The organism is Lacrimispora sanguinis (assembly GCF_044987295.1).
GTDB classification, from domain to species: domain Bacteria; phylum Bacillota; class Clostridia; order Lachnospirales; family Lachnospiraceae; genus Lacrimispora; species Lacrimispora celerecrescens_B.
The window spans coordinates 339,467-358,497 of record NZ_CP173277.1 but is presented as its reverse complement, the minus strand read 5'-3'; the positions used below and the strand labels follow the sequence as shown (position 1 = coordinate 358,497).

Genomic DNA, 19,031 nt, shown 5'->3' with positions numbered 1-19,031 from the left:
CTTAGGCCACTTGACTTTGCATACACATTATACAACAAGATATTTCCATCGGTCATTCTTTATTTTCTTACACTTCCTTAAATATTCCTTACAGGAAGAAAGTATAAAATCTGGAAAAATGGCACATGAAAAGATTATATCATAAAATAAAAAAAAGTGTGGAAATATTCTAACGGATACTGTATAATAGATGGGATAGAATTTTAAACCTTAATTTAGTGGATAAAGGAGATTCTTATGAGACATTTACTTAACCCGTTAGACTTTAGTGTGGAAGAGACCGGACAGCTATTAGATCTGGCCAAAGATATTGAAGAAAATCTTCCAAAATATTCTCATGTATGCGATGGAAAAAAATTAGCGACATTATTCTATGAGCCAAGTACAAGAACTCGTTTGAGTTTCGAGGCTGCCATGTTAAATTTAGGCGGCAGTGTACTAGGCTTTTCTTCTGCCGACTCCAGTTCTGCCGCAAAAGGAGAAAGTGTTGCTGATACCATTCGGGTCCTCTCCTGCTACGCAGACATATGTGCCATGAGACATCCAAAGGAAGGGGCTCCCCTGGTAGCTGCCAACCATTCCAGCGTACCTGTGATCAATGCCGGTGACGGAGGCCATCAGCATCCGACTCAGACCCTGACTGATCTGCTTTCCATCCATTCTTTAAAAGGCCGTTTAAATGATCTGACCATTGGCCTCTGTGGCGACTTAAAATTTGGCCGCACGGTTCACTCTCTTATTAACGCTCTCGTACGATATGAAAATATCAAATTCATCTTAATTTCCCCCCCAGAGCTACGAGTACCTGAATACATCCGAGAAGATGTACTGAAAGCCAACAACATCGAATTTGTAGAAATGGACAGCCTTGACGATGCCATGCCTTCTCTTGATATCCTCTATATGACCCGCGTTCAGAAGGAACGTTTCTTCAATGAGGAAGATTACATCCGTTTAAAAGACTGCTACATTCTGGACAAAAAGAAAATGAAACTGGCAAAAGAAGATATGTATATACTTCACCCTCTTCCAAGAGTCAACGAAATCTCAGTAGAGGTTGACGAGGATCCCAGAGCTGCCTACTTTAAGCAGGCACAGTACGGCGTGTATGTGCGTATGGCTCTTATCATGACATTACTGGAGGTAGAAAAACCATGTTAAATATCAGCGGATTAAAAGAAGGAATCGTATTAGACCACATTGAAGCCGGTAAAAGCCTGGAAATTTATTATAACCTTGGTCTGGACAAGCTGGATTGCCAGGTCGCCATCATTAAGAATGCAAGAAGCAATAAGATGGGAAAAAAGGACATCATAAAAATTGAAAGCGGTTTGGACCACATTGATCTTGACATTCTGGGATATATTGACCATAACATTACGGTCAACATTATTAGAGATAACTTGATTGTGGAAAAGAAGGCCTTAAGCCTTCCTAAAAAAATCACCAATGTGATTCAATGCAAAAACCCCCGCTGCATTACCTCCATCGAGCAGGGGCTTCCCCATGTATTCTATCTTGCAGACGAGGAGAAAGAAATCTACCGCTGCATGTATTGCGAAGAAAAATATTCGAAATAATTCAAAAACAGCCTTCCCCGAATGTGAGGAAGGCTGTTTTTTATTTTTTCCATATGATCTGCTCATACGTATCCATTTCTCTAAGTTTTGAGCAAGACGATAAGCCGGGTTATGTCGTTGAATGGCCATCTATCTAGGCCTGCCGTCACCAGCAGGCTCAAGCGACCTACCCGGGAGCAGACGGGCCGCCTTATGCTCCCTGTTCGGTCTTGCTTCGGATGGGGTTTACATGGACCCCTCCTGTTACCAGAAGAGCGGTGGTCTCTTACACCACCTTTCCACCCTTACCGCATTACGCGGCGGTATATTTCTGTTGCACTTTCCCTGGAGTCGCCTCCGCCAGACGTTATCTGGCATCCTGCCCTGTGAAGCCCGGACTTTCCTCACCTGCAGCCTTTCGGCTTTGCAGCTGCGGCCATTTGTCTTACTCAAAACTATATTATGAAAAACCGTTTTCATAATCGGATGGACGGTGCTAAAAACAGCACCTATTACGAGAAGCAAGACAGCTTCTCGTAAGCTATAATAACATATCATAAATTTTCTTATTTGTAAAGCTACTTTCTGGTTTAAACCTTAAAACAGCTTCCTCCAATAAATTCCCGGACAATGGAATTGCGGGGAATATCCTCATTGTTGACCCCAAGAAAATAATCCAGGAATTTTAATAATCGCTTTGCTTCCATATATTCCGGGGATTCTCTTGGAATGCCAAATAACAGGGGTTCTGCATACTGCTTCAGCACAGCCAGTTCATAGACCGTAGCTGAGTTGAACATCATATCCGCAGACTCCTGGAAGGGGAAAATATACTCTTCCTCCCCTGCTCTCACCATCGGCCACATGCGTATGGTATCCTGTGCGGAGGCGCCTCTTGTTCTGGCGTCCCGAACCATTCGCCGGATCAGACGGCAATCGGTTGTTGGAATCCGGTTGTGCTCATCAACATTTAACTGGGTCAATGCACTTACGTATACACGAAATTTACTATCCTGTGGCAGGGTATAGGACAGTCTGTCATTTAAGCAATGGATTCCTTCAATGACCAGGATATCATCTTTTCCCAGCTTTAAATAATCGCCTCTGTACTCCCGGACCCCTGTTTTAAATTGGTACCGTGGCATTTCCACTGTTTCTCCGGCTAGAAGAGCTGTCATGTCTTTATTAAACTGTTCAATATCCAGACTTTCTAAGACCTCATAATTGTAGCTTCCATCCGGATTTTTCGGACTGTCTACCCGATTAACAAAATAATCGTCCACAGCAATGGGATGAGGGATCATTCCCTGAGCCTTTAACTGAACGGAAAGGCGGTGGGAAAAAGTGGTTTTCCCGGATGAGGACGGTCCGGCGATCATAACAAATTTTTTACTTCTGTCGGCGCCTATCCGTTCCGCGATCCCGGCAATTTTCTTTTCCTGCAGGGCCTCTTGAATTAAAATCAGTTCATTGATATTGCCTGATGCAATTTCTTCATTCAGTGCGCCTACATGGGACACATTGAGCCGTTCTCCCCATTTCACGCTCTCCTTCAACACACGGAACAGCTTCTGCTTCTTTTCCGGTTCGAAAACAGGCACTTCTTTGGGATTATCCTTTTGAGGCAGCATGAGCATAAAGCCGTCATCATGTAATATTAAGTCAAAGTACTTAATATATTCGGTATTCTGTACCATGTATCCATAATAGTAATCTTCAAAGCCCCCTATGCTGTAGATATTGACACGGGAAACCCGGCGATAGCGGAACAGCCTTTCTTTGTCATACATCCGGTGTTTATGAAACAGATCAATGGCATCGTCCGTGTTAACGCTTCGCTTCATAATCGGAATTTTTTGGCTCACATACTCCTGCATACGGGCTTTTACCCGGGAAAGCAGTTCCTCAGTCAGTTTGATCTTTCCGTGAGCCTCCATGTAATAGCCTTTTCCAAGAGAAAAGTCCACAGTCACCTTTTCGATATTCTCTGCACCGGCCACATCGTAAAAGGCTTTCATCATAACAAATATAGCGCTTCTGTGATAAGTCTGGATTCCAGGCTGATCTTTCCCGGTAAAGAAATGAAGGTTGCAGTCGAACTGGACTGTTTTATGAAGTTCACTTAATTTTCCGTTTATGCTGACCAGTAAAATGTCATTTTCATACTGGGGCTGGTACTCTTTTGCAATTTCTTGATAAGACGTGCCAATTGGGTATTGCTTTTCTACACCATTTATCGTAACAACTGCCATTCGCTTCCTCCTTATATGAATGTTTCAGGAAATTCCACCTCTGCCTTGCAGATTTCTAAGTCCTCCCCTACTTCTTTCTTTAGATATTCTTCCATAAAGTCAAGAAACAGATATTCCAAGCCGTAATGGCCGGCATCGATTACAGCCATATGGTTTGCAGCGGCATCGATTCCATTATGGTGTCCGATATCGCCGGTGATTAGGACTTTCACGCCAGCAGCCAGAGCCGGTTTCATCATGCTTCCCCCGGATCCGGGGCTTATGCCTACAAATCGAACGGCCTCCCCTGGAGCAGTCGCTCCGTAAACCGTGACAAAGGGAAGATGAAACCGTTCCTTTACAAGAGCTGCGATCTCCTTTACTGTCAACTCTTTCTTAAGATACCCCGTTTTTCCAATTCCATAAATCATTTCCCTTGGACCTTCTGCGGTTTCCTTAATCATTACGCCTTCTTTTTCCAGCACGTTTACATCTGTAAGCCCAAGCTTTTCTGCGGCCGCATCAGCCATACATCCAGGCGCCGCATCGAAGTTCGTATGCATGGCATAATAAGAGATGTCATTACGGATCAGTTTTATAATTCGTCTGGATATAAAATCCTTATCATTAATTTTATTCAAAGGCTTGAAAATCAGGGGGTGATGGGTAATCAATAAATCAGCTCCCCACTGGACTGCATATTCAACCACCTCGTCAGTCGCATCTAATGCGATAAAAACCTTTTTTACTTCTTTGTCACCGCGGCCCGCTAAAAGGCCTACATTATCCCAATCACAGGCACAGCCTGTGGGTGCCAGTTGTTCCAGTTTTTCTATCAGTTCATCGCACTGCATTCTGAGCCTCCTTGTTATAGGCTAGTTCCAGCTTAAGCTCTTCTATTCTTCTGACAGCTGCCTCCGTTTGGCTCTCAGAAAGCCCTCTCATGATCTGCTCCAGCTGTTCCTCTTCTTTTTTTAAATATTCCTTTAAAACAGGATCTTTGGATTCCAGCAGGCTCCTGCCATAGCGATAGGAAATCTCGCGATTATCTTTTTCGCCTGCTTTATTCGTTCTGTTGATCCCCATTACGGTATAGAACTTTCCTTCTTCTTTTATCATAGTCTCCCGCTCAATAAAAAATTCCTGTTCTTCCAGGAATCTGCGTACCTTGTCCAGTTCTGAGTGGGGGGATAGAACCCAGTGGGGAATGCCTTCCCATAAACCGCGGCCTTCCTCAAGTATATGTATGATCAGCTCACCGCCCATACCTGCAATGACCACACAGTCCGCTTCGTTCTGCTCTAATTTTAAAAGTCCGTCGCTTAAACGGACTTCCACATGAGCTTCTAAGCCTGCCTCATGGATATGGGCCTGGGCCCGTAACAAGGGGCCCTTCCGCACATCCATGGCAATGGCATGTTTTGCTTTTCCTTCCTGTACCAGATGGATAGGAATATAACCATGATCCGTTCCGATATCTGCAACTGTGCTTCCTTCCGGAACAAAGGAAGCGATCGTTTCCAAACGCCTTGATAACTTCATCTTAAACTCCGTCTTGTATCTTTAATCATCCAGATAGTCTTTAAGCTTCTTGCTTCTGCTGGGATGGCGCAGTTTACGCAACGCTTTTGCTTCTATCTGACGAATCCGTTCTCTCGTAACATTAAATTCTTTTCCTACTTCTTCCAGGGTCCTTGGCCGCCCGTCATCTAGTCCGAAGCGCAGCTTTAAAACCTTTTGTTCCCGCTCGGTTAAGGTGTCAAGCACCTCCATCAGCTGCTCATGGAGCATGGTAAAAGTAGCAGCGTCAGCTGGTACAGCTACCTGATCATCCTGAATGAAATCTCCCAGATGGCTATCCTCTTCCTCTCCGATAGGAGTTTCTAAAGATACCGGCTCCTGAGATACCTTCATAATTTCCCTGACCCGGTCCACCTGCATATCCGCTCTTGCTGCTATTTCCTCAGGCACTGGCTCTCTGCCCAGTTCCTGCAAAAGTTGTCTGGATACACGGACCAGGCGGTTAATGGTCTCCACCATATGAACCGGGATCCGGATGGTACGAGCCTGATCTGCAATGGCGCGGGTGATGGCCTGTCTGATCCACCAGGTCGCATAGGTGCTGAACTTATAACCTTTCCGGTAATCAAACTTTTCCACAGCCTTAATAAGTCCTAAATTTCCTTCCTGGATCAGATCTAAAAACTGCATTCCCCGCCCCACATATCGCTTGGCAATGCTGACCACCAGACGCAGATTGGCCTCCGTCAGTCTCTGCTTTGCATCATCGTCACCCAGCTCGATTTTCTTAGCAAGCTCAATTTCATCTTCACTGGAAAGAAGAGGAACCTTGCCGATCTCCTTCAAATACATGCGGACCGGATCTTCCACACTGATACCTTCCGGAACAGATAAATCGATTGTTTCCATATCGATTTCTTCTTCATCCTCGATATCTTCTTCTGTGAACAGATCCTCATCAAGATCCAGATCCTCACCGCCGATTTGAAGTACATCTACCTTATTGCTTTCCAGAAAATCAAAAATCTGATCCAGCTTATCTGAGTCTAAGCTCTCTCCCACAAAAAAATCCAGAATCTCTTGGTTTTCCAGTACATTCCGTTTCTTTTTTGCCAGGAGAAGAAGCTGATTTAATTTTTCCTCAAATGCAGCGGCTGACTCCAGAGCCTTAAGCTCTGCAGCCTGTTCCTCTTCCGTTTTTTTAGACCCCACCATCTTATCTGCTGCCTTCTTCACATTCTCGTCCATGTTCTTCCATCCTTCCACAGCCTGCCTATAGTGTACACCCTAATCCAGCGAAATATGCAAATCCTTTAGCGCAGCCTGTTCCTTTATAATATTCTGCAGTTCTAAAATCCCTGCTGCATGACGGCTGGCATTATCCAGACTGTTTTTTTTCACCTTCATAATCGTTTCCGAAAACGCTTTTTTTTGCTCTTCATTATCTAGGGACTCTTTTAAGCTCGCATGAAAAAGACCTGCGACTGCCCGGTATTGACCTTCATCATGTATGAAATGATTTAAGATCTCGGCCGGATTCAATGTTCCGGCAGCGTGTCCGTCAAAAACCATCCGTGCCACCTTGTGATACAGTTCTTCTATAAAATCATCAGGAGTAATCACTCCTTCAATCTTATCAAATAATAATGGATTTTCAATGAGCCAGGTGAGAAGCAACCTTTGGGACTGCTTTACACCGTCTTCCTTTTCTTTTTTTCTCTGGCTTTTTAAGCTCCCCTCTTCTTCCCTCTGAGCTACAGATGGTCCCAACGATGCGCCCAAGCGGTTGACCAGACGTTTTAAGTCCTCATAATTGATATAATACTCTCTGGAAACCGCCTCCAAATAATTCTCCCGTTCCAAGGCTTCCGGGAACTCCAGAAGTTTCCTGGCCACCTGATTGTAAAATTCTGTCTTCTGCTCCGGATCATCCATTTTATAATTCTTTTTCAGCACATCAATTTCAAACAGGAAGCTGTTGCGGGCCTCTTCAATCCGTTTACGGAATTCTTCTGCTCCCAGGTTCTTTATGAACTCATCCGGATCTTTATATGGCTGCATGTTAAGTACGCGGATGGATATTCCTGCTTCCTTTAGAATGGGAATGGCACGGAGGGCAGCCTTAACGCCTGCGCCGTCGCTGTCATAAGTGAGAACCACTTTATCCGTATACCGTTTTAAAAGCTGTGCATGCTGGGTGGTAAACGCCGTTCCCAGCGAAGCCACCGCATTGGTAAAGCCGGCCTGGTGCATCGCGATCACATCCATGTAGCCCTCACAGATCAATATGTACTTTTCCCTTGAAAGCCTGGCATAGTTAAGACCATATAAATTCCGGCTTTTATCAAAAAGCTTTGTCTCCGGCGAGTTTAAATATTTTGGTTCCCCGGCTCCCATGACCCGGCCCCCGAAGCCAATGACCCGGTTGTTCACATCCATAATGGGAAACATGACCCGGTTCCAGAACTTATCATAAGTCCCCCGTTCTTCAATGGTTACCAGTCCGGACTGTTTTAACAGGCCGTCGTCGTATCCTTTGCCCTTTAAATACCGGTAAAGGTCATCGCTTGTCTTATTAGAGTAGCCCAGCCCGAACCTTGTTATGGTTTCGTCGCTCAACTGCCTGTCCCGTAAATAGCGGTAGCCAGCCTCGCCCTGAGGATTTTTAAGCTGATAATAAAAGTAACTGGCGGCCAGCTTATTGACTTCCAAAAGAGTGGATCGTAAATCTTCCTGCTCTCTCGCCTCCTTGCTGTACTCTGCCACAGGAAGCTTCACACCTGACCGGTCTGCCAGAACCTTTAGGGCCTCAGAAAAGGAATAGTTTTCATATTCCATGATAAACGTAAGTACATTTCCGCCTGCTCCGCAGCCAAAGCAGTAGTACATCTGTTTGGCCGGAGATACGGAAAAGGAAGGGGACTTTTCATTGTGAAAAGGACAGAGACCAAAATAATTGCTTCCCTTCTTCTGCAGCTTGACGTATCCCGAGATCACATCCACGATGTCATTCTTCATCCGGACCTCTTCTATTACTTCTTCCGAATATCGCATGAAGCTTCTTCTCCCCTTTCTCAAAGTTCATTTGTTTTAAACCATTTTCCACGCTTTCGGGACAAACAGTTCTTCAAATTTATCAATGGCAAACCTGTCACTCATGCCTGCAATGTAATCGCAGACCGCCTGTTCCCGGCTTTCTTCACCTTCCTCCATCAAGTTGCGGTATTCCTCCGCAAGCTTGTCCGGGTGTTCCATATAATAGTTAAAAAGCATAACAATGAGATGCTGAGCTTTCCCTTCTTCTGCTTTTGGTATATCACTTTTATAAACGTTATCAAACATCCAGGTGCGCAGCCCCTGCATGGCCTTCTCCATATCAGGAGACATAATGATCTCCGGTTTTCCATAGCTGTTGCGGATAATATCATGGATCAGATTGTTAAGTCTTTCACGAACACTGTGACCCAAAATTTCCGTATAGCATTCCGGCAGATCCTCTTCCACAAACATTTTTGCCCTGATAGCATCGTCAATGTCATGGTTGATGTAGGCAATCTTATCCGACAGTCGGACGATGGCCCCTTCTAATGTGGAAGGGTGGCCGCTGGTGCGGTGATTTAAGATTCCATCCCGGACCTCCCAGGTAAGATTTAAGCCCATGCCGTCCTTTTCCAAAACCTCTACTACCCGTACGCTTTGCTTGTAGTGGGCAAAGCCCTGGGAGCAGATCTTATTTAAAATCGCTTCCCCGGAATGGCCGAAGGGAGTATGGCCCAGATCATGAGCCAAAGCGATGGCCTCTGTTAAGTCTTCGTTCATGCGCAGAGATTTTGCTATGGTTCTGGCTATCTGGGATACTTCCAGGGTATGAGTCAGCCTGGTTCTGTAATGATCCCCCTCAGGGGCCAGAAAAACCTGGGTTTTATGTTTCAGCCTACGAAATGCCTTGCAGTGAATGATCCGGTCCCGGTCTCGTTGATAGGCAGTCCGGATATCACAAGCCTCCTCTTCCCGCTCTCTTCCTTTGCTGTTCTTACTGAAAGCGGCATAAGGACTTAAATATGCTTCCTCCCATTGTTCAGTGGATTCCCTGATATTCATACAATCACATCCTTCGCCCAAAGTTATGGTACATTATATCATATTTTCAGTAATTATAACACCCTATATTAAAATAATTGCAATATCCGTTATCTGCCTGCATCCAGATATTTCCTGTATTCACTGGGAAGACAGCCATATCTCTTCTTAAACGCCTTGGAAAAGGCCCTGCTGTCCGGAAAACCATGCTTCATGGCAATCTCTCCGATTTCGCTGCCGGTCCCGACCAGTTCCCTGACGGCATATTTGACACGCAGGTCAATGAGATAGGTACGATAATTGACCTGCGCATATTTTTGAAAGATTCTGGACAAATAAGTAGGGCTAAAGCCAAAACGTCCTGCCACCTCGTCGAGCTTTAAATCCTGGTCATAATTCTCTCTCATATACTGAGTGACCTTTGATAGCTTGTCGAGCTGCTTTTTCTGGCGGATAACCTCCTTATCCATGGTTTCCGCCTTAAACTCCGTAACCAATAGATACAAAAGTTCATAGAACAGACTTTTTACCTTTAAGCTGTAGCCGTATTCCTGTTCCTCATAGATAGAAAACATGGAGATCACCAGCTGCGTCAGCCTCTTATTTTGGACCTCATCCTTTTTCTCAAAATTCACATAGTTCTCTTCTCCCATGTACTCCTCAAAGGTTTCCGCCGGTATTTGAAGAACTATGGTGATATTAGGATTTGGACATTCAATGGAATGGACTTCATTGGAATTAACCAGCACAAAATCCTGTTTTTCCAGGGATAGGTGGCTATTGTTGATATAAAAATCAATCCTGCCCTCCTGAACCAGAAAAATCTCAACGGAATGGTGCCAGTGTTTCGTGACCTTGTAATTTCCATCTCTTCCCTCAAAAATAAACAACCGGAAAGGCAGATCATCATTGGGAATAACCAGCTCATGCCTGACTTCCATTTCACACCTCCCCAAATGTACTGATTCTATTATGAAAACAAAAGATGTTTTCATAATCGGATGGACGGGCAAAAGGCAGCCCTTTTATCTTCACTTGCGCTGCAAGTTCAGATAAACTATATTATAAATCATTTTGCTTATTTTTCCAATGGCTTTTCCTCCCATGTTAAACAGGAAGGCTGTCGCTCACACATAAAGCGCCGTATCCAAGCTCTGGATTGGGATATTTCGTAATTCCTGGAAGCGGCCTGGCACCGCGAATGAAATAAGCTTTTACTTTTTCCCCGAACAGAAACGGATCCCTTCCATCCACAATTCCCCATTGCATCAAAAGGGCGGCGCTGCCGGTGACAAAAGGAGTTGCAAAGGATGTACCTGTCACCGATTCATATCCGCCTCCGGCTCTAGCCGCAATGATCCCCACTCCGGGAGCAGCCAGATCTGGCTTCACCAAATTGGTTCTCCTTGTGAATCCTCTGCCGGAAAAATCAGCATAAGACTGATAGGTATCATCATAAGCTCCCACGGATATCACCTTGTTGGCCGTGGAGGGAATGGTCAGAGTCGTTTCAGGCGTTGCCCTTAAAAATCTGGTTGACTCGCTCAGCACTCCGGCAGATGGGAGCCAAAGATCGTATTTACCTTCAACGATCTGTCTGGGTGTCAGGCGGAATTTCCATATCCCGCTGTCTATATAGGTATCAATGGGAAGAAAATCCATATAAATTTCCTGTGCCACACTGTAAGGTCCGGGCTTTCCATAGTACAGTAAAATCCTCGTATTTCCATAATTTATAGTTTGAGGTCCCAGGCTGCTGCTGATGGGGCCGATCACCGCTCCGGAAGGTGTTATAATGCTAATATCAAATAAATCCGCATAGGATTTCCAAAGCTGTACACTGAAGCTTGGCTGGTAACCTCCCACACTCAGCTCTATCTCCTCGGGATTTGACATTGTCAGGGCTCCGGAAATATGGCCGCCTGCCACCCCTTCGTTACCTGTTCCTACCACGATCACCGTCTTCCCGTAATTAGATAAGTCATCAAGAAATGTCTCTAAAAGGCTGGTGCCGTCATGGGAACCATAAGTATTCCCAAAGCTTAAGTTAATAGCCAGGGGCATCTGCATGCTGACCGCTTGTTGTACTGCGAAATTGACCGCACGCATAAGTTCCGTGGTTCTTGGAAACCCGCCTTCCTGAGGAACTCCAAGCTTTACAACTAAAAGCGGGCTTTCAAAAGCAATTCCTCGGTATTGTCCCCTGTTTTCCCTTCCATTTCCGGCCGCTATGGATGCCACGGCTGTCCCGTGACCGGTGATATCTACGGATGGGACCAGCTTTCTGGCCTCTGCCCTGCTTCCGGTAGCCAGGGCGGCATTGATTTCATCTGCTGTAAACACACGGTCCAGTGTCTGATCCCATAGTGCTGTGATCCTGGTTGTTCCATCATTATTCCGGAAATCATCGTGATAATAATCAATCCCCGAATCAATGATAGCCACCAAAACTCCCCTTCCGGTAAGAGGACTACTTCCCTGCTGGACCAGATTGACACAAGAGGCCGACTTTGCCTGGTTGATAGCAAAAAACAGCCTCTTTGGTTTCTCTACATATTCGATTTGGGGCAATGCACTTAACTGGTCAATAAGGGATTCCGGAACGGTAAGTATAGAGTATTCGTTCACCATATTTTCCACCCGGATTCCCAATAGGGAAAGACCGCTTATATCTCCGGAATGCTTAACAATCACATCCCATGATTTTTCCTCGGGATTATATCCTACGTTTAAATTACCTGATTTTGCACGCTCTTCTGGAGTTGCGCTGAGAGCAAGGTTTAACAGGACTTCCAGCTTTTGATCTTGCATACGACATTCCTGTGTTTTTTCTATCATCCTACGCCAGAAATGTCATTCTCATTCCTTACTCTGCTCTGCTTCCCGCACTTCCGTATCATGATAGAAGAATTTTAAGATATCCTCAAAATTCTTTCCGCTCTTTGCCATTGCCTGGGCCCCATTTTGACTCATGCCAACACCATGACCATAGCCTCCGCCATAGATATGAAAAGTAGTAATGTTATTGTCATCAACACCCTGATTTTCTATTGCAATATAGGCACTGGGAAGGGAGTCAAAATTCTTCATGAGCGTACCGTCAAGCTTTGTAATGGTCATATATTTATTACCAAGCTTTGCCCTTACCTGGCCTTCCCCATTGATGGTCATGACGCCGTCAGATCCCTCGACCCTCAGTTTTTTAACAATTCCGCCTACGCCACGTTCTGTTACAGTAATGTTTAAGATCGACCCAACTTCGGTGATCTCTTCCTCCAGCTGCCGATTCGTGACGGTGGTTTCCCACCGGTACATGGGGAATCCTGAATCATAGGCCGCATAATCCTTTTTCTTAATAAATTCCTCAAAATCAGAATTTGTTGATAGATTTAATACGCCCCTGCTATCCTGAAGAAGACTGCCATCCAGATAAGGAAACTGGGCCGGATCTCCTCCCCATATGCTACCATCGGTCGTATGTCCGCAGGAGGTTGAGAAATAAAAAGCTTCAATTGGTTTTTCATTGTAAAACAACAGCTTTCCATAAGTCTCACGTACCGCTTCTTCTGTTTTTGATGCGGCCTGCAGGTTGTTATATACCTGGAATCTGGTGCTGTCATCCACATGGGCTCCGTATTTGCTGTAAGTGTTGCTCTGGATCTGGCGGAAAGCATAGGTTCTAGCACAAACAGCCTGTGCCTTTAAGGCTTCCTTTTCATAGCTATCAGGCATTTCACTGGGCACGACCCTGGTCAGATAATCCTCCAAGTACAGCTCATTGATTAAAACCAGCCCATCAGCTTCCTTTCGCACCTCAATCGTGCCGTCATAGGTTGGGGTTCCATAGGATCTCTGTATAGAATTAACAAAAATAGAATCTCCTTTTTCCAGAGGCGCGATTACAATCCGTCCATCCTTAAGCCGCTCATCTGAGGTATCAATAATCACTTCCGCCTTTGGAGGAACCTTTACCACCTTCTCACCATAGGACAATGACAGGCCGCTTTCGGCAGACAGGGTTACAGATGGATGAAAAATTGACTGGAAATTGGTGTTCATCAAAAGGACACGAATGCTCTTTGCATCAAATTCCCTTACCAGTAAGGCAGCACATATCCTGCCATGGGCAACAACAAAATCCTGTATGTCATATCCCACCAGAATATCGGAGACACTGCGTTCTTCAAACTTACCATATAACCGGTATACTTTAAAATCTTTATCCAGTTTTAAGCTTCCATATCCCTCAACCTCAACGGAATCCTCTTTTACCGCAAGAACCTTCCCTGATATCTTCTTTTTCTTCAAGGTTACCTTTTGAAGGCTCCCCCTTTTCAAACTGATGTCTGCAATATTATTGGCAAAATCCTCCGGCTGCCCCAAAGAGGCCTCAAGTGGGAAAGTACGTTCCACTGCCCCTAAGTATACGCCGAACGTTCCTCCCGTTCCTGTGGTCAGCCAGACATTTTTATAGGTTATGGAATCTGTCACCGCTTCTTTTAATGCAATGATCTCGTTACCCTTTACCAGAAGCTTTAGCTCCCAGTCTATGTAAGAATCCAGGCTGATGCCTTCAAACTGAAAATTTCCCCCACTGGTATAGGCAGTCCAGGCTGACGCAGTTTTTACATTGGTAGGAGTGCCGTAAAGTAATACGTCAAGTACTTTAACCGTTCCTTCCTTATCCAGCGTCTGCCTCAATTCTTCATACAAATACCACCATTCATCAGCAGGAAGCTTTTTATTCTGTTTCTTGCTGCTTTCATGAATCTTCTTACCTGATCCGGGAACCAGAGCTTCCGCCAAGCTTTCCGCCTCTTTATAGGTCAGAAAACCTTCCGCGGTATCACTTTTTGCCGGAATTTCATGGGGATCAAGATAACCGCCTGCATATAGGTAATTCATGTATTTCACATACCATTTATTCTGTTCCTTTTCCGGAAAGTAATCCTGGTTATGGTCCGTCAGCATCTTTTCGCAGTTTTCTCTATCGGTAAGAAGAAGAGCAGCCGACTTATATGCTACCCCCCTGGATATTCCCTCCGGTTCCGGTTCATTTACCAGAATAATAATAATGAGAATCAAAACCAAAAGAGGAATACCGACAATAAATCCGATAAATGTCTTTTTATTCATGCGCTCCTCTTATTTCATATAAGTTTTTTTATCTTCATCAATCCGCTCCAGATCAAAATAATCCGCCGTTTTAAGGGAGAGATCCTTTTTCGCCAAGGAACGGTTCACCAGCCTTGAAACGACGCTGTAAATCACAGCAAAAGTCGGCACCGCGATGATCATTCCCACAAAACCAAACAGTCCTCCAAAGAGCAGGATGGAAAACAGAACCCAAAAACTGGGAAGTCCCGTAGATTGTCCCAATATTTTCGGACCCAGAATATTTCCGTCAAACTGCTGGAGTAAAAGAATGAATATCAGGAAATACAGGCATTTTATAGGGCTGACCAGCAGGATTAAAAATGCACTGGGAATGGCTCCGATAAACGGACCGAAAAACGGAATCACATTGGTTACGCCCACAATCACACTTACTAACAGTGTATAAGGCATCTTCATAGCGTTTAAAAGTACAAAACACAGAATCCCGATAATCAGGGAATCTAAAATCTTACCCGTTATGAACCCGCCAAACACCCGGTGAACAAAACGGATTTCATCAATTGCCTGGTTAGCCGTTTTAACAGGAAATATACTGTATATGATCTTTTTGCCCTGAGCAGAAAGTATTCCCTTTATGTTCAGGAGATAGACCATTACGATAACGCCGATCAGTATATTCTTAAGAACCAGTACCACGCTTAACAGTCCGCTGGAAAGGCTGCCGATCAACATGGACATGTTGGGGACTAGGTCAGAGGTCATCCAATTTTGCAGCTGGCCTGTCAGCCGGTCATAAATAGGAATGACCGCCCGTTCTACAGAAGGATTATCCTGAAGCATCTTCTGAAGCCATAGGGCCAGATCGTTCATATTTTCGCCCAATGATTCCTGAAGTCCCATGACGCTGGTATAAATCTGTGGGATGATCATCAAGAAAAGTCCGACCACTATCACAAACAGAAAAATTAAGCTGATTAAAGTTGCTACGGCTCCAGATATGGACTTCACCCCATTCCTGTTTTTCCATCTGGAAGAAAGCAGACGTACCGAAATGTCTCTGGACTTGTTATATACCGGCAGTAAAAGATATGCGAGTACCGCCCCGTAAATGACAGGCATAAGGATTCCCACAATTATTTTTGCCGTACCCTTCACAGCCTGGAATCTGGAAAGAAAAAAGGCAAAGGTTATGCTCAAAGCAATGACGGAAAGTGCTGTAACTCCCCAGCATATATAATTCCGGAATTTTGTCTCTTTCATAAAGTTCTCCTAAGTTTTTAAGATTGACGATTGTCTATCCTATACTCTATCATACTTTTATATAAAATTAAAGCAGCGATTTCTCGCTGCTTTTTTCTTTGGTAACCCCAAAATGCCGTTTCTTACTTATTGACGCCTAGCCTTGCTAGGTGGGCGACCTCACTCAAGTTTCTGCCTTCCACTGCAAACGGAGGCTTGACATCCACTCGAAAATATTGGAATCCCATGAGTCAAAATGTAGGTTCAAAAAAGGTAAGAGTGTCGCACATTTCAGGAATTACATTCCCATGTTTTCTATGGTCTAAGTATACACTACTTTGTTTTATTTTTCAAGTTCCTTTTCCTGTCAGTTTTGATTTTCATCTATAACTTCAGACAGCAATATGTTTGCTGCCAAGCAGTCTTCCATGCTCAACATACAGTTCCAGAAGTCTTAAAAGAGAATCGCTGGAGTCTTCATGAACGATCAGTTCCAACCCATCAGTAGTAGCCAAAGACAGTACAGAAAGCAATGATTTTGCATTTACAGTTCTATCTCCGCAGGCCAAATTTATTTTTTCTTTGCAAGCTCCCGCAATTGAGACAAATTCCAGGATGGACTCAACTCCCCAGAATCCGATCTCCACCTTTTTCATCTCTTGTATTCCTCCTGCTTAAAATGTTAGAGACCCAGTATAACATACTATAACAGATTCTGCAAATCAAAAATTTTTTCTGCCAAAACATCCGCTCCTGCTTCCGTAAGTTCCTGCCTGCTTCCGTAACCGTACAGCACTCCTACCGATGCAATTCCGGTTTCTTTAGCCCCCAAAACATCATGCTTCCTGTCTCCGATCATCACCGTTTTGTCCAAATCGGTAATTCCGCATTCCTTTAAAACATAACGGATCACATCTGCTTTTTTTACTCTGGTTTCATCCATATCGGCTCCGCCCATAAACAAAAAGCAGGAATCTAACTCAAAATGTTTTAGAATTTTCCTGACAAACACTTCAGGCTTCGAAGAAGCCACATAAAGCTTTTTCCCTGCCTTAAGAAGAGACTGCAGAACATCTAATACCCCTTCATAGGCCTTATTTTCATACAATCCTTTATCTGCGAAATATTCCCGGTAAATGTCAATGGCCTTTCTTGCCTGTTCCTCGCTAAAGCCATAATACTCCATAAAGCTGTCCTTTAAAGGCGGCCCGATAAAGCAGCAAAGCTCATCCAAATTCTCTACCTCAATCCCAAAATGCCGGAGGCTGTACTGGACAGATTTGGTTATGCCCTCTTTTGGATCCGTAAGGGTTCCATCTAAATCAAACAATAAATATTCTTTATTCATGATGCCTCCTGTATGGTGAAATTATGAAAAAACACGCTTTGCGGGTTTTCTTAGCTGCCGTGGTATTCACGCAAAAACAGAGACGAAAAAGGGAGCTCCTTTTTCGTCTCTATGAAATTTTATTTTAATTCCTCAACAATTTTCTGAAGTGCTGCCAGAGCATCATCCGGAAGCTTGTCATAGCCTTCCTTTACAGTTGCCGTATTTGCAACGAATTTCACACGGTCTTCCATACGTGCCTTTAACTGATCTGCGTATGAGGCATCATGAAGGTCCGGAACAAATCCTTCCCACTCAAAGATTTCGATATCAGAGAATGGTCCCCACTGCTTGAACTCGGCAGTCTTATCCACAATGGCTTCCAGGATGCCTAAGGTATCCTTTGGCTGAACCTTCTTACCCATGAAATCACCGGTATTAATAATATAGCAATCTACATTCTTCTCTTCTACCAGTTTTTTAAATTTCTCATAGTCATTGGCCAGAGGATAAGTTCTGAATGGGTTTGCATAAGGCACAACTACCAGAGCATTGGGATCAGCCCCCGGTGCAAGTCTTTCTGCTGATGATCTCTTTGTTGCAAGAGTCGCGCCCATAACAGATGCCAGGGAAGCGCCTTTTAATTTTACTACCGGCGGAATGGTAGGATCCTTCATGATCCAGAAAATCGCATTAACCGGTGCTTCGATCTTATCCACACGGTTAGGAGACCACAGTTTTGATTTAATGGCACGTCCATTGCCGTTTCTGATATCCTCTGTTACCAGCTGGATCTTTCCGTCTTCGTCTAAAGTACAGGAGCAGTTCTGGGCAGTTAAGAGATATTTATTATCTTCACAGCCGGTCGGATAATCCTGTGTTTTATCAAAGTATGTAGGCTCTATTGCTACAGATGAGCAGGTGTCGGTATTGATAATGAATGCATCGTCATGGAGAACCGTAACATCATATTTTCCGCCATGCTTTGCATGGGTGATGGTGGATTTTCCTGAGCCGGATAAACCAAATACAGATGCAACATATTTGGAACCATCCGTCAAGTTGTATTCTTTCTGTCCGCCGTGGCAGGAAGCATATCCATTGCGGTTTGCAAGAGCCCATACCATGGTAAGGGTGCCTTTTTTGTGCTCTCCAAAGTATCTCATACCCAGGATTGCCGCACAGTTCTGGTCCGTATTAAAGTAGCATAAGCATTTTGGATCACTTAAACAAGACAGATCTACACCAGGACGGTCGGAACCATTCCACTGAGGATCAGAGAAGATATAGATATCTGCTTCTTTTCCATCGCCGACTGGTTTGGAAGCTTTGTACATTTTCGCATACTCATCAGACATATACTGGAAGTTCAGCATCCAGTTATACAGAATATTTTCTTCACCTTCGGGAATAAGGAGATGAACTTTTACCATGAACTCAGGATCAAGTCCGGCATAAACTTCTGCATGATACATTGTTTTCCAACGGGTTTCGTAAACTGCGTCCATAACTACTTTGTCAAGAGCGCCGCAATTTACTCCTGGTTCTCCTGCGATTCTTCTTGCAGTCGCATAGCGCCCGGTAATTGCACCATCATTAAATAAAAGAACCTTGGCATCTTTATCAAGGCCAAATTCCTCTCCTCTGTATACGGGCATGTCCGTTACCACGGTTCCTGGTGAATTCTTCGCCAGTTCATATGCCTCTCTAAGCGTATTAACTTTAATTACGTTATTTCCATAAAACGGAGCTTCAATGATCGAACGCGTAGTTGAAAAACCTGGTTGGCCTTTTCCAATTTCATTAATTGGATAATATGCTTTTGTTGACATAGAAATATCCTCCTTTTATAAAATCCAAATTTGTTACTATTATCTCACTTTGTTAAGAAAAAGTCAATGATATTCATTGCAATTTTCCTAAAAAATGGATATATTTAATATATACTTATGCATT

The 19,031-nt window shown here is 44.2% G+C and carries 15 protein-coding genes and 2 other RNA genes; 2 read left to right on the top strand and 15 right to left on the bottom strand.

Going from position 1 to position 19,031, the window contains the following annotated elements:
* Positions 1 to 237 precede the first annotated feature (237 nt).
* Together pyrB and ACHZES_RS01710 are read left to right on the top strand one after the other, a co-directional pair.
* Positions 238 to 1,161 (top strand): aspartate carbamoyltransferase, encoded by a 924-nt coding sequence (gene pyrB, locus ACHZES_RS01715; protein ID WP_038283082.1) that lies wholly within the window; start codon positions 238 to 240, stop codon positions 1,159 to 1,161.
* A complete protein-coding gene (locus ACHZES_RS01710; protein WP_395548575.1) occupies positions 1,155 to 1,580 on the top strand; it encodes an aspartate carbamoyltransferase regulatory subunit in 426 nt (141 codons plus the stop codon). Before pyrB ends, ACHZES_RS01710 begins: the two co-directional genes overlap by 7 nt.
* 84 nt (positions 1,581 to 1,664) lie before the next feature.
* Here the strand turns inward: ACHZES_RS01710 and rnpB are convergent.
* The 15 genes from rnpB to ACHZES_RS01635 all read right to left on the bottom strand — a co-directional run bounded on the left by rnpB (position 1,665) and on the right by ACHZES_RS01635 (position 18,907).
* An RNA gene (gene rnpB / locus ACHZES_RS01705) (RNase P RNA component class A) lies at positions 1,665 to 2,011 on the bottom strand.
* A gap of 138 nt (positions 2,012 to 2,149) precedes the next feature.
* A complete protein-coding gene (locus tag ACHZES_RS01700; RefSeq protein ID WP_038283087.1) occupies positions 2,150 to 3,811 on the bottom strand; it encodes a nucleoside kinase in 1,662 nt (553 codons plus the stop codon).
* Positions 3,812 to 3,822: 11 nt separating this feature from the next.
* Positions 3,823 to 4,644, bottom strand: a complete 822-nt coding sequence (locus tag ACHZES_RS01695; RefSeq protein ID WP_395548576.1) for a Nif3-like dinuclear metal center hexameric protein — start codon at positions 4,642 to 4,644, stop codon at positions 3,823 to 3,825.
* Entirely contained in the window at positions 4,631 to 5,332 is a 702-nt protein-coding gene (locus ACHZES_RS01690) for a tRNA (adenine(22)-N(1))-methyltransferase (protein ID WP_395548577.1), read from the bottom strand. The genes ACHZES_RS01695 and ACHZES_RS01690 overlap by 14 nt, the downstream gene beginning before the upstream one ends.
* A gap of 21 nt (positions 5,333 to 5,353) precedes the next feature.
* Positions 5,354 to 6,559, bottom strand: coding sequence for an RNA polymerase sigma factor RpoD (gene rpoD / locus ACHZES_RS01685; protein ID WP_242843161.1), 1,206 nt, complete (start codon positions 6,557 to 6,559; stop codon positions 5,354 to 5,356).
* Between the two features lie 39 nt (positions 6,560 to 6,598).
* Positions 6,599 to 8,365: a DNA primase gene (dnaG, locus tag ACHZES_RS01680; protein ID WP_395548578.1), complete on the bottom strand. Its 1,767-nt coding sequence runs from the start codon at positions 8,363 to 8,365 to the stop codon at positions 6,599 to 6,601.
* A gap of 36 nt (positions 8,366 to 8,401) precedes the next feature.
* Positions 8,402 to 9,412 carry a deoxyguanosinetriphosphate triphosphohydrolase gene (locus ACHZES_RS01675; protein WP_395548579.1) on the bottom strand — a complete coding sequence of 337 codons (1,011 nt, stop codon included), beginning with the start codon at positions 9,410 to 9,412 and terminating at the stop codon, positions 8,402 to 8,404.
* Positions 9,413 to 9,501: 89 nt separating this feature from the next.
* Positions 9,502 to 10,332 (bottom strand): AraC family transcriptional regulator, encoded by an 831-nt coding sequence (locus tag ACHZES_RS01670; protein WP_038283093.1) that lies wholly within the window; start codon positions 10,330 to 10,332, stop codon positions 9,502 to 9,504.
* 166 nt (positions 10,333 to 10,498) lie between these two features.
* Complete coding sequence (locus ACHZES_RS01665; RefSeq protein ID WP_154520738.1) at positions 10,499 to 12,202, bottom strand: S8 family peptidase; 1,704 nt, start codon at positions 12,200 to 12,202, stop codon at positions 10,499 to 10,501.
* A 48-nt stretch (positions 12,203 to 12,250) separates the two neighbouring features.
* On the bottom strand, positions 12,251 to 14,527 hold the full coding sequence (locus ACHZES_RS01660; protein WP_395548580.1) for a SpoIID/LytB domain-containing protein: 2,277 nt from the start codon (positions 14,525 to 14,527) through the stop codon (positions 12,251 to 12,253).
* A 9-nt stretch (positions 14,528 to 14,536) separates the two neighbouring features.
* Positions 14,537 to 15,769 (bottom strand): AI-2E family transporter, encoded by a 1,233-nt coding sequence (locus ACHZES_RS01655; protein ID WP_038283099.1) that lies wholly within the window; start codon positions 15,767 to 15,769, stop codon positions 14,537 to 14,539.
* Between the two features lie 100 nt (positions 15,770 to 15,869).
* A non-coding RNA gene (gene ssrS / locus ACHZES_RS01650) (6S RNA) lies at positions 15,870 to 16,049 on the bottom strand.
* Between the two features lie 91 nt (positions 16,050 to 16,140).
* Positions 16,141 to 16,404, bottom strand: coding sequence for an HPr family phosphocarrier protein (locus tag ACHZES_RS01645; RefSeq protein ID WP_038283100.1), 264 nt, complete (start codon positions 16,402 to 16,404; stop codon positions 16,141 to 16,143).
* Positions 16,405 to 16,451: 47 nt separating this feature from the next.
* Positions 16,452 to 17,096, bottom strand: a complete 645-nt coding sequence (locus ACHZES_RS01640) for an HAD family hydrolase (RefSeq protein WP_395548581.1) — start codon at positions 17,094 to 17,096, stop codon at positions 16,452 to 16,454.
* A 119-nt stretch (positions 17,097 to 17,215) separates the two neighbouring features.
* The gene (locus ACHZES_RS01635) at positions 17,216 to 18,907 is read right to left on the bottom strand and encodes a phosphoenolpyruvate carboxykinase (ATP) (protein ID WP_038283103.1); all 1,692 of its coding nucleotides are present in this window, start codon (positions 18,905 to 18,907) and stop codon (positions 17,216 to 17,218) included.
* Positions 18,908 to 19,031 lie beyond the last annotated feature (124 nt).

What these genes read in the sequence shown, in the direction of transcription:
- ACHZES_RS01655 (WP_038283099.1), bottom strand. Translation starts at nt 15,769, where the DNA reads ATGAAAGAGACAAAATTCCGGAATTATATATGCTGGGGAGTTACAGCA.
- ACHZES_RS01665 (WP_154520738.1), bottom strand. Translation starts at nt 12,202, where the DNA reads ATGCAAGATCAAAAGCTGGAAGTCCTGTTAAACCTTGCTCTCAGCGCA.
- ACHZES_RS01640 (WP_395548581.1), bottom strand. Translation starts at nt 17,096, where the DNA reads ATGAATAAAGAATATTTATTGTTTGATTTAGATGGAACCCTTACGGAT.
- dnaG (WP_395548578.1), bottom strand. Translation starts at nt 8,365, where the DNA reads ATGCGATATTCGGAAGAAGTAATAGAAGAGGTCCGGATGAAGAATGAC.
- ACHZES_RS01660 (WP_395548580.1), bottom strand. Translation starts at nt 14,527, where the DNA reads ATGAATAAAAAGACATTTATCGGATTTATTGTCGGTATTCCTCTTTTG.
- ACHZES_RS01695 (WP_395548576.1), bottom strand. Translation starts at nt 4,644, where the DNA reads ATGCAGTGCGATGAACTGATAGAAAAACTGGAACAACTGGCACCCACA.
- rpoD (WP_242843161.1), bottom strand. Translation starts at nt 6,559, where the DNA reads ATGGACGAGAATGTGAAGAAGGCAGCAGATAAGATGGTGGGGTCTAAA.
- ACHZES_RS01675 (WP_395548579.1), bottom strand. Translation starts at nt 9,412, where the DNA reads ATGAATATCAGGGAATCCACTGAACAATGGGAGGAAGCATATTTAAGT.
- pyrB (WP_038283082.1), top strand. Translation starts at nt 238, where the DNA reads ATGAGACATTTACTTAACCCGTTAGACTTTAGTGTGGAAGAGACCGGA.
- ACHZES_RS01700 (WP_038283087.1), bottom strand. Translation starts at nt 3,811, where the DNA reads ATGGCAGTTGTTACGATAAATGGTGTAGAAAAGCAATACCCAATTGGC.
- ACHZES_RS01710 (WP_395548575.1), top strand. Translation starts at nt 1,155, where the DNA reads ATGTTAAATATCAGCGGATTAAAAGAAGGAATCGTATTAGACCACATT.
- ACHZES_RS01645 (WP_038283100.1), bottom strand. Translation starts at nt 16,404, where the DNA reads ATGAAAAAGGTGGAGATCGGATTCTGGGGAGTTGAGTCCATCCTGGAA.
- ACHZES_RS01670 (WP_038283093.1), bottom strand. Translation starts at nt 10,332, where the DNA reads ATGGAAGTCAGGCATGAGCTGGTTATTCCCAATGATGATCTGCCTTTC.
- ACHZES_RS01690 (WP_395548577.1), bottom strand. Translation starts at nt 5,332, where the DNA reads ATGAAGTTATCAAGGCGTTTGGAAACGATCGCTTCCTTTGTTCCGGAA.
- ACHZES_RS01635 (WP_038283103.1), bottom strand. Translation starts at nt 18,907, where the DNA reads ATGTCAACAAAAGCATATTATCCAATTAATGAAATTGGAAAAGGCCAA.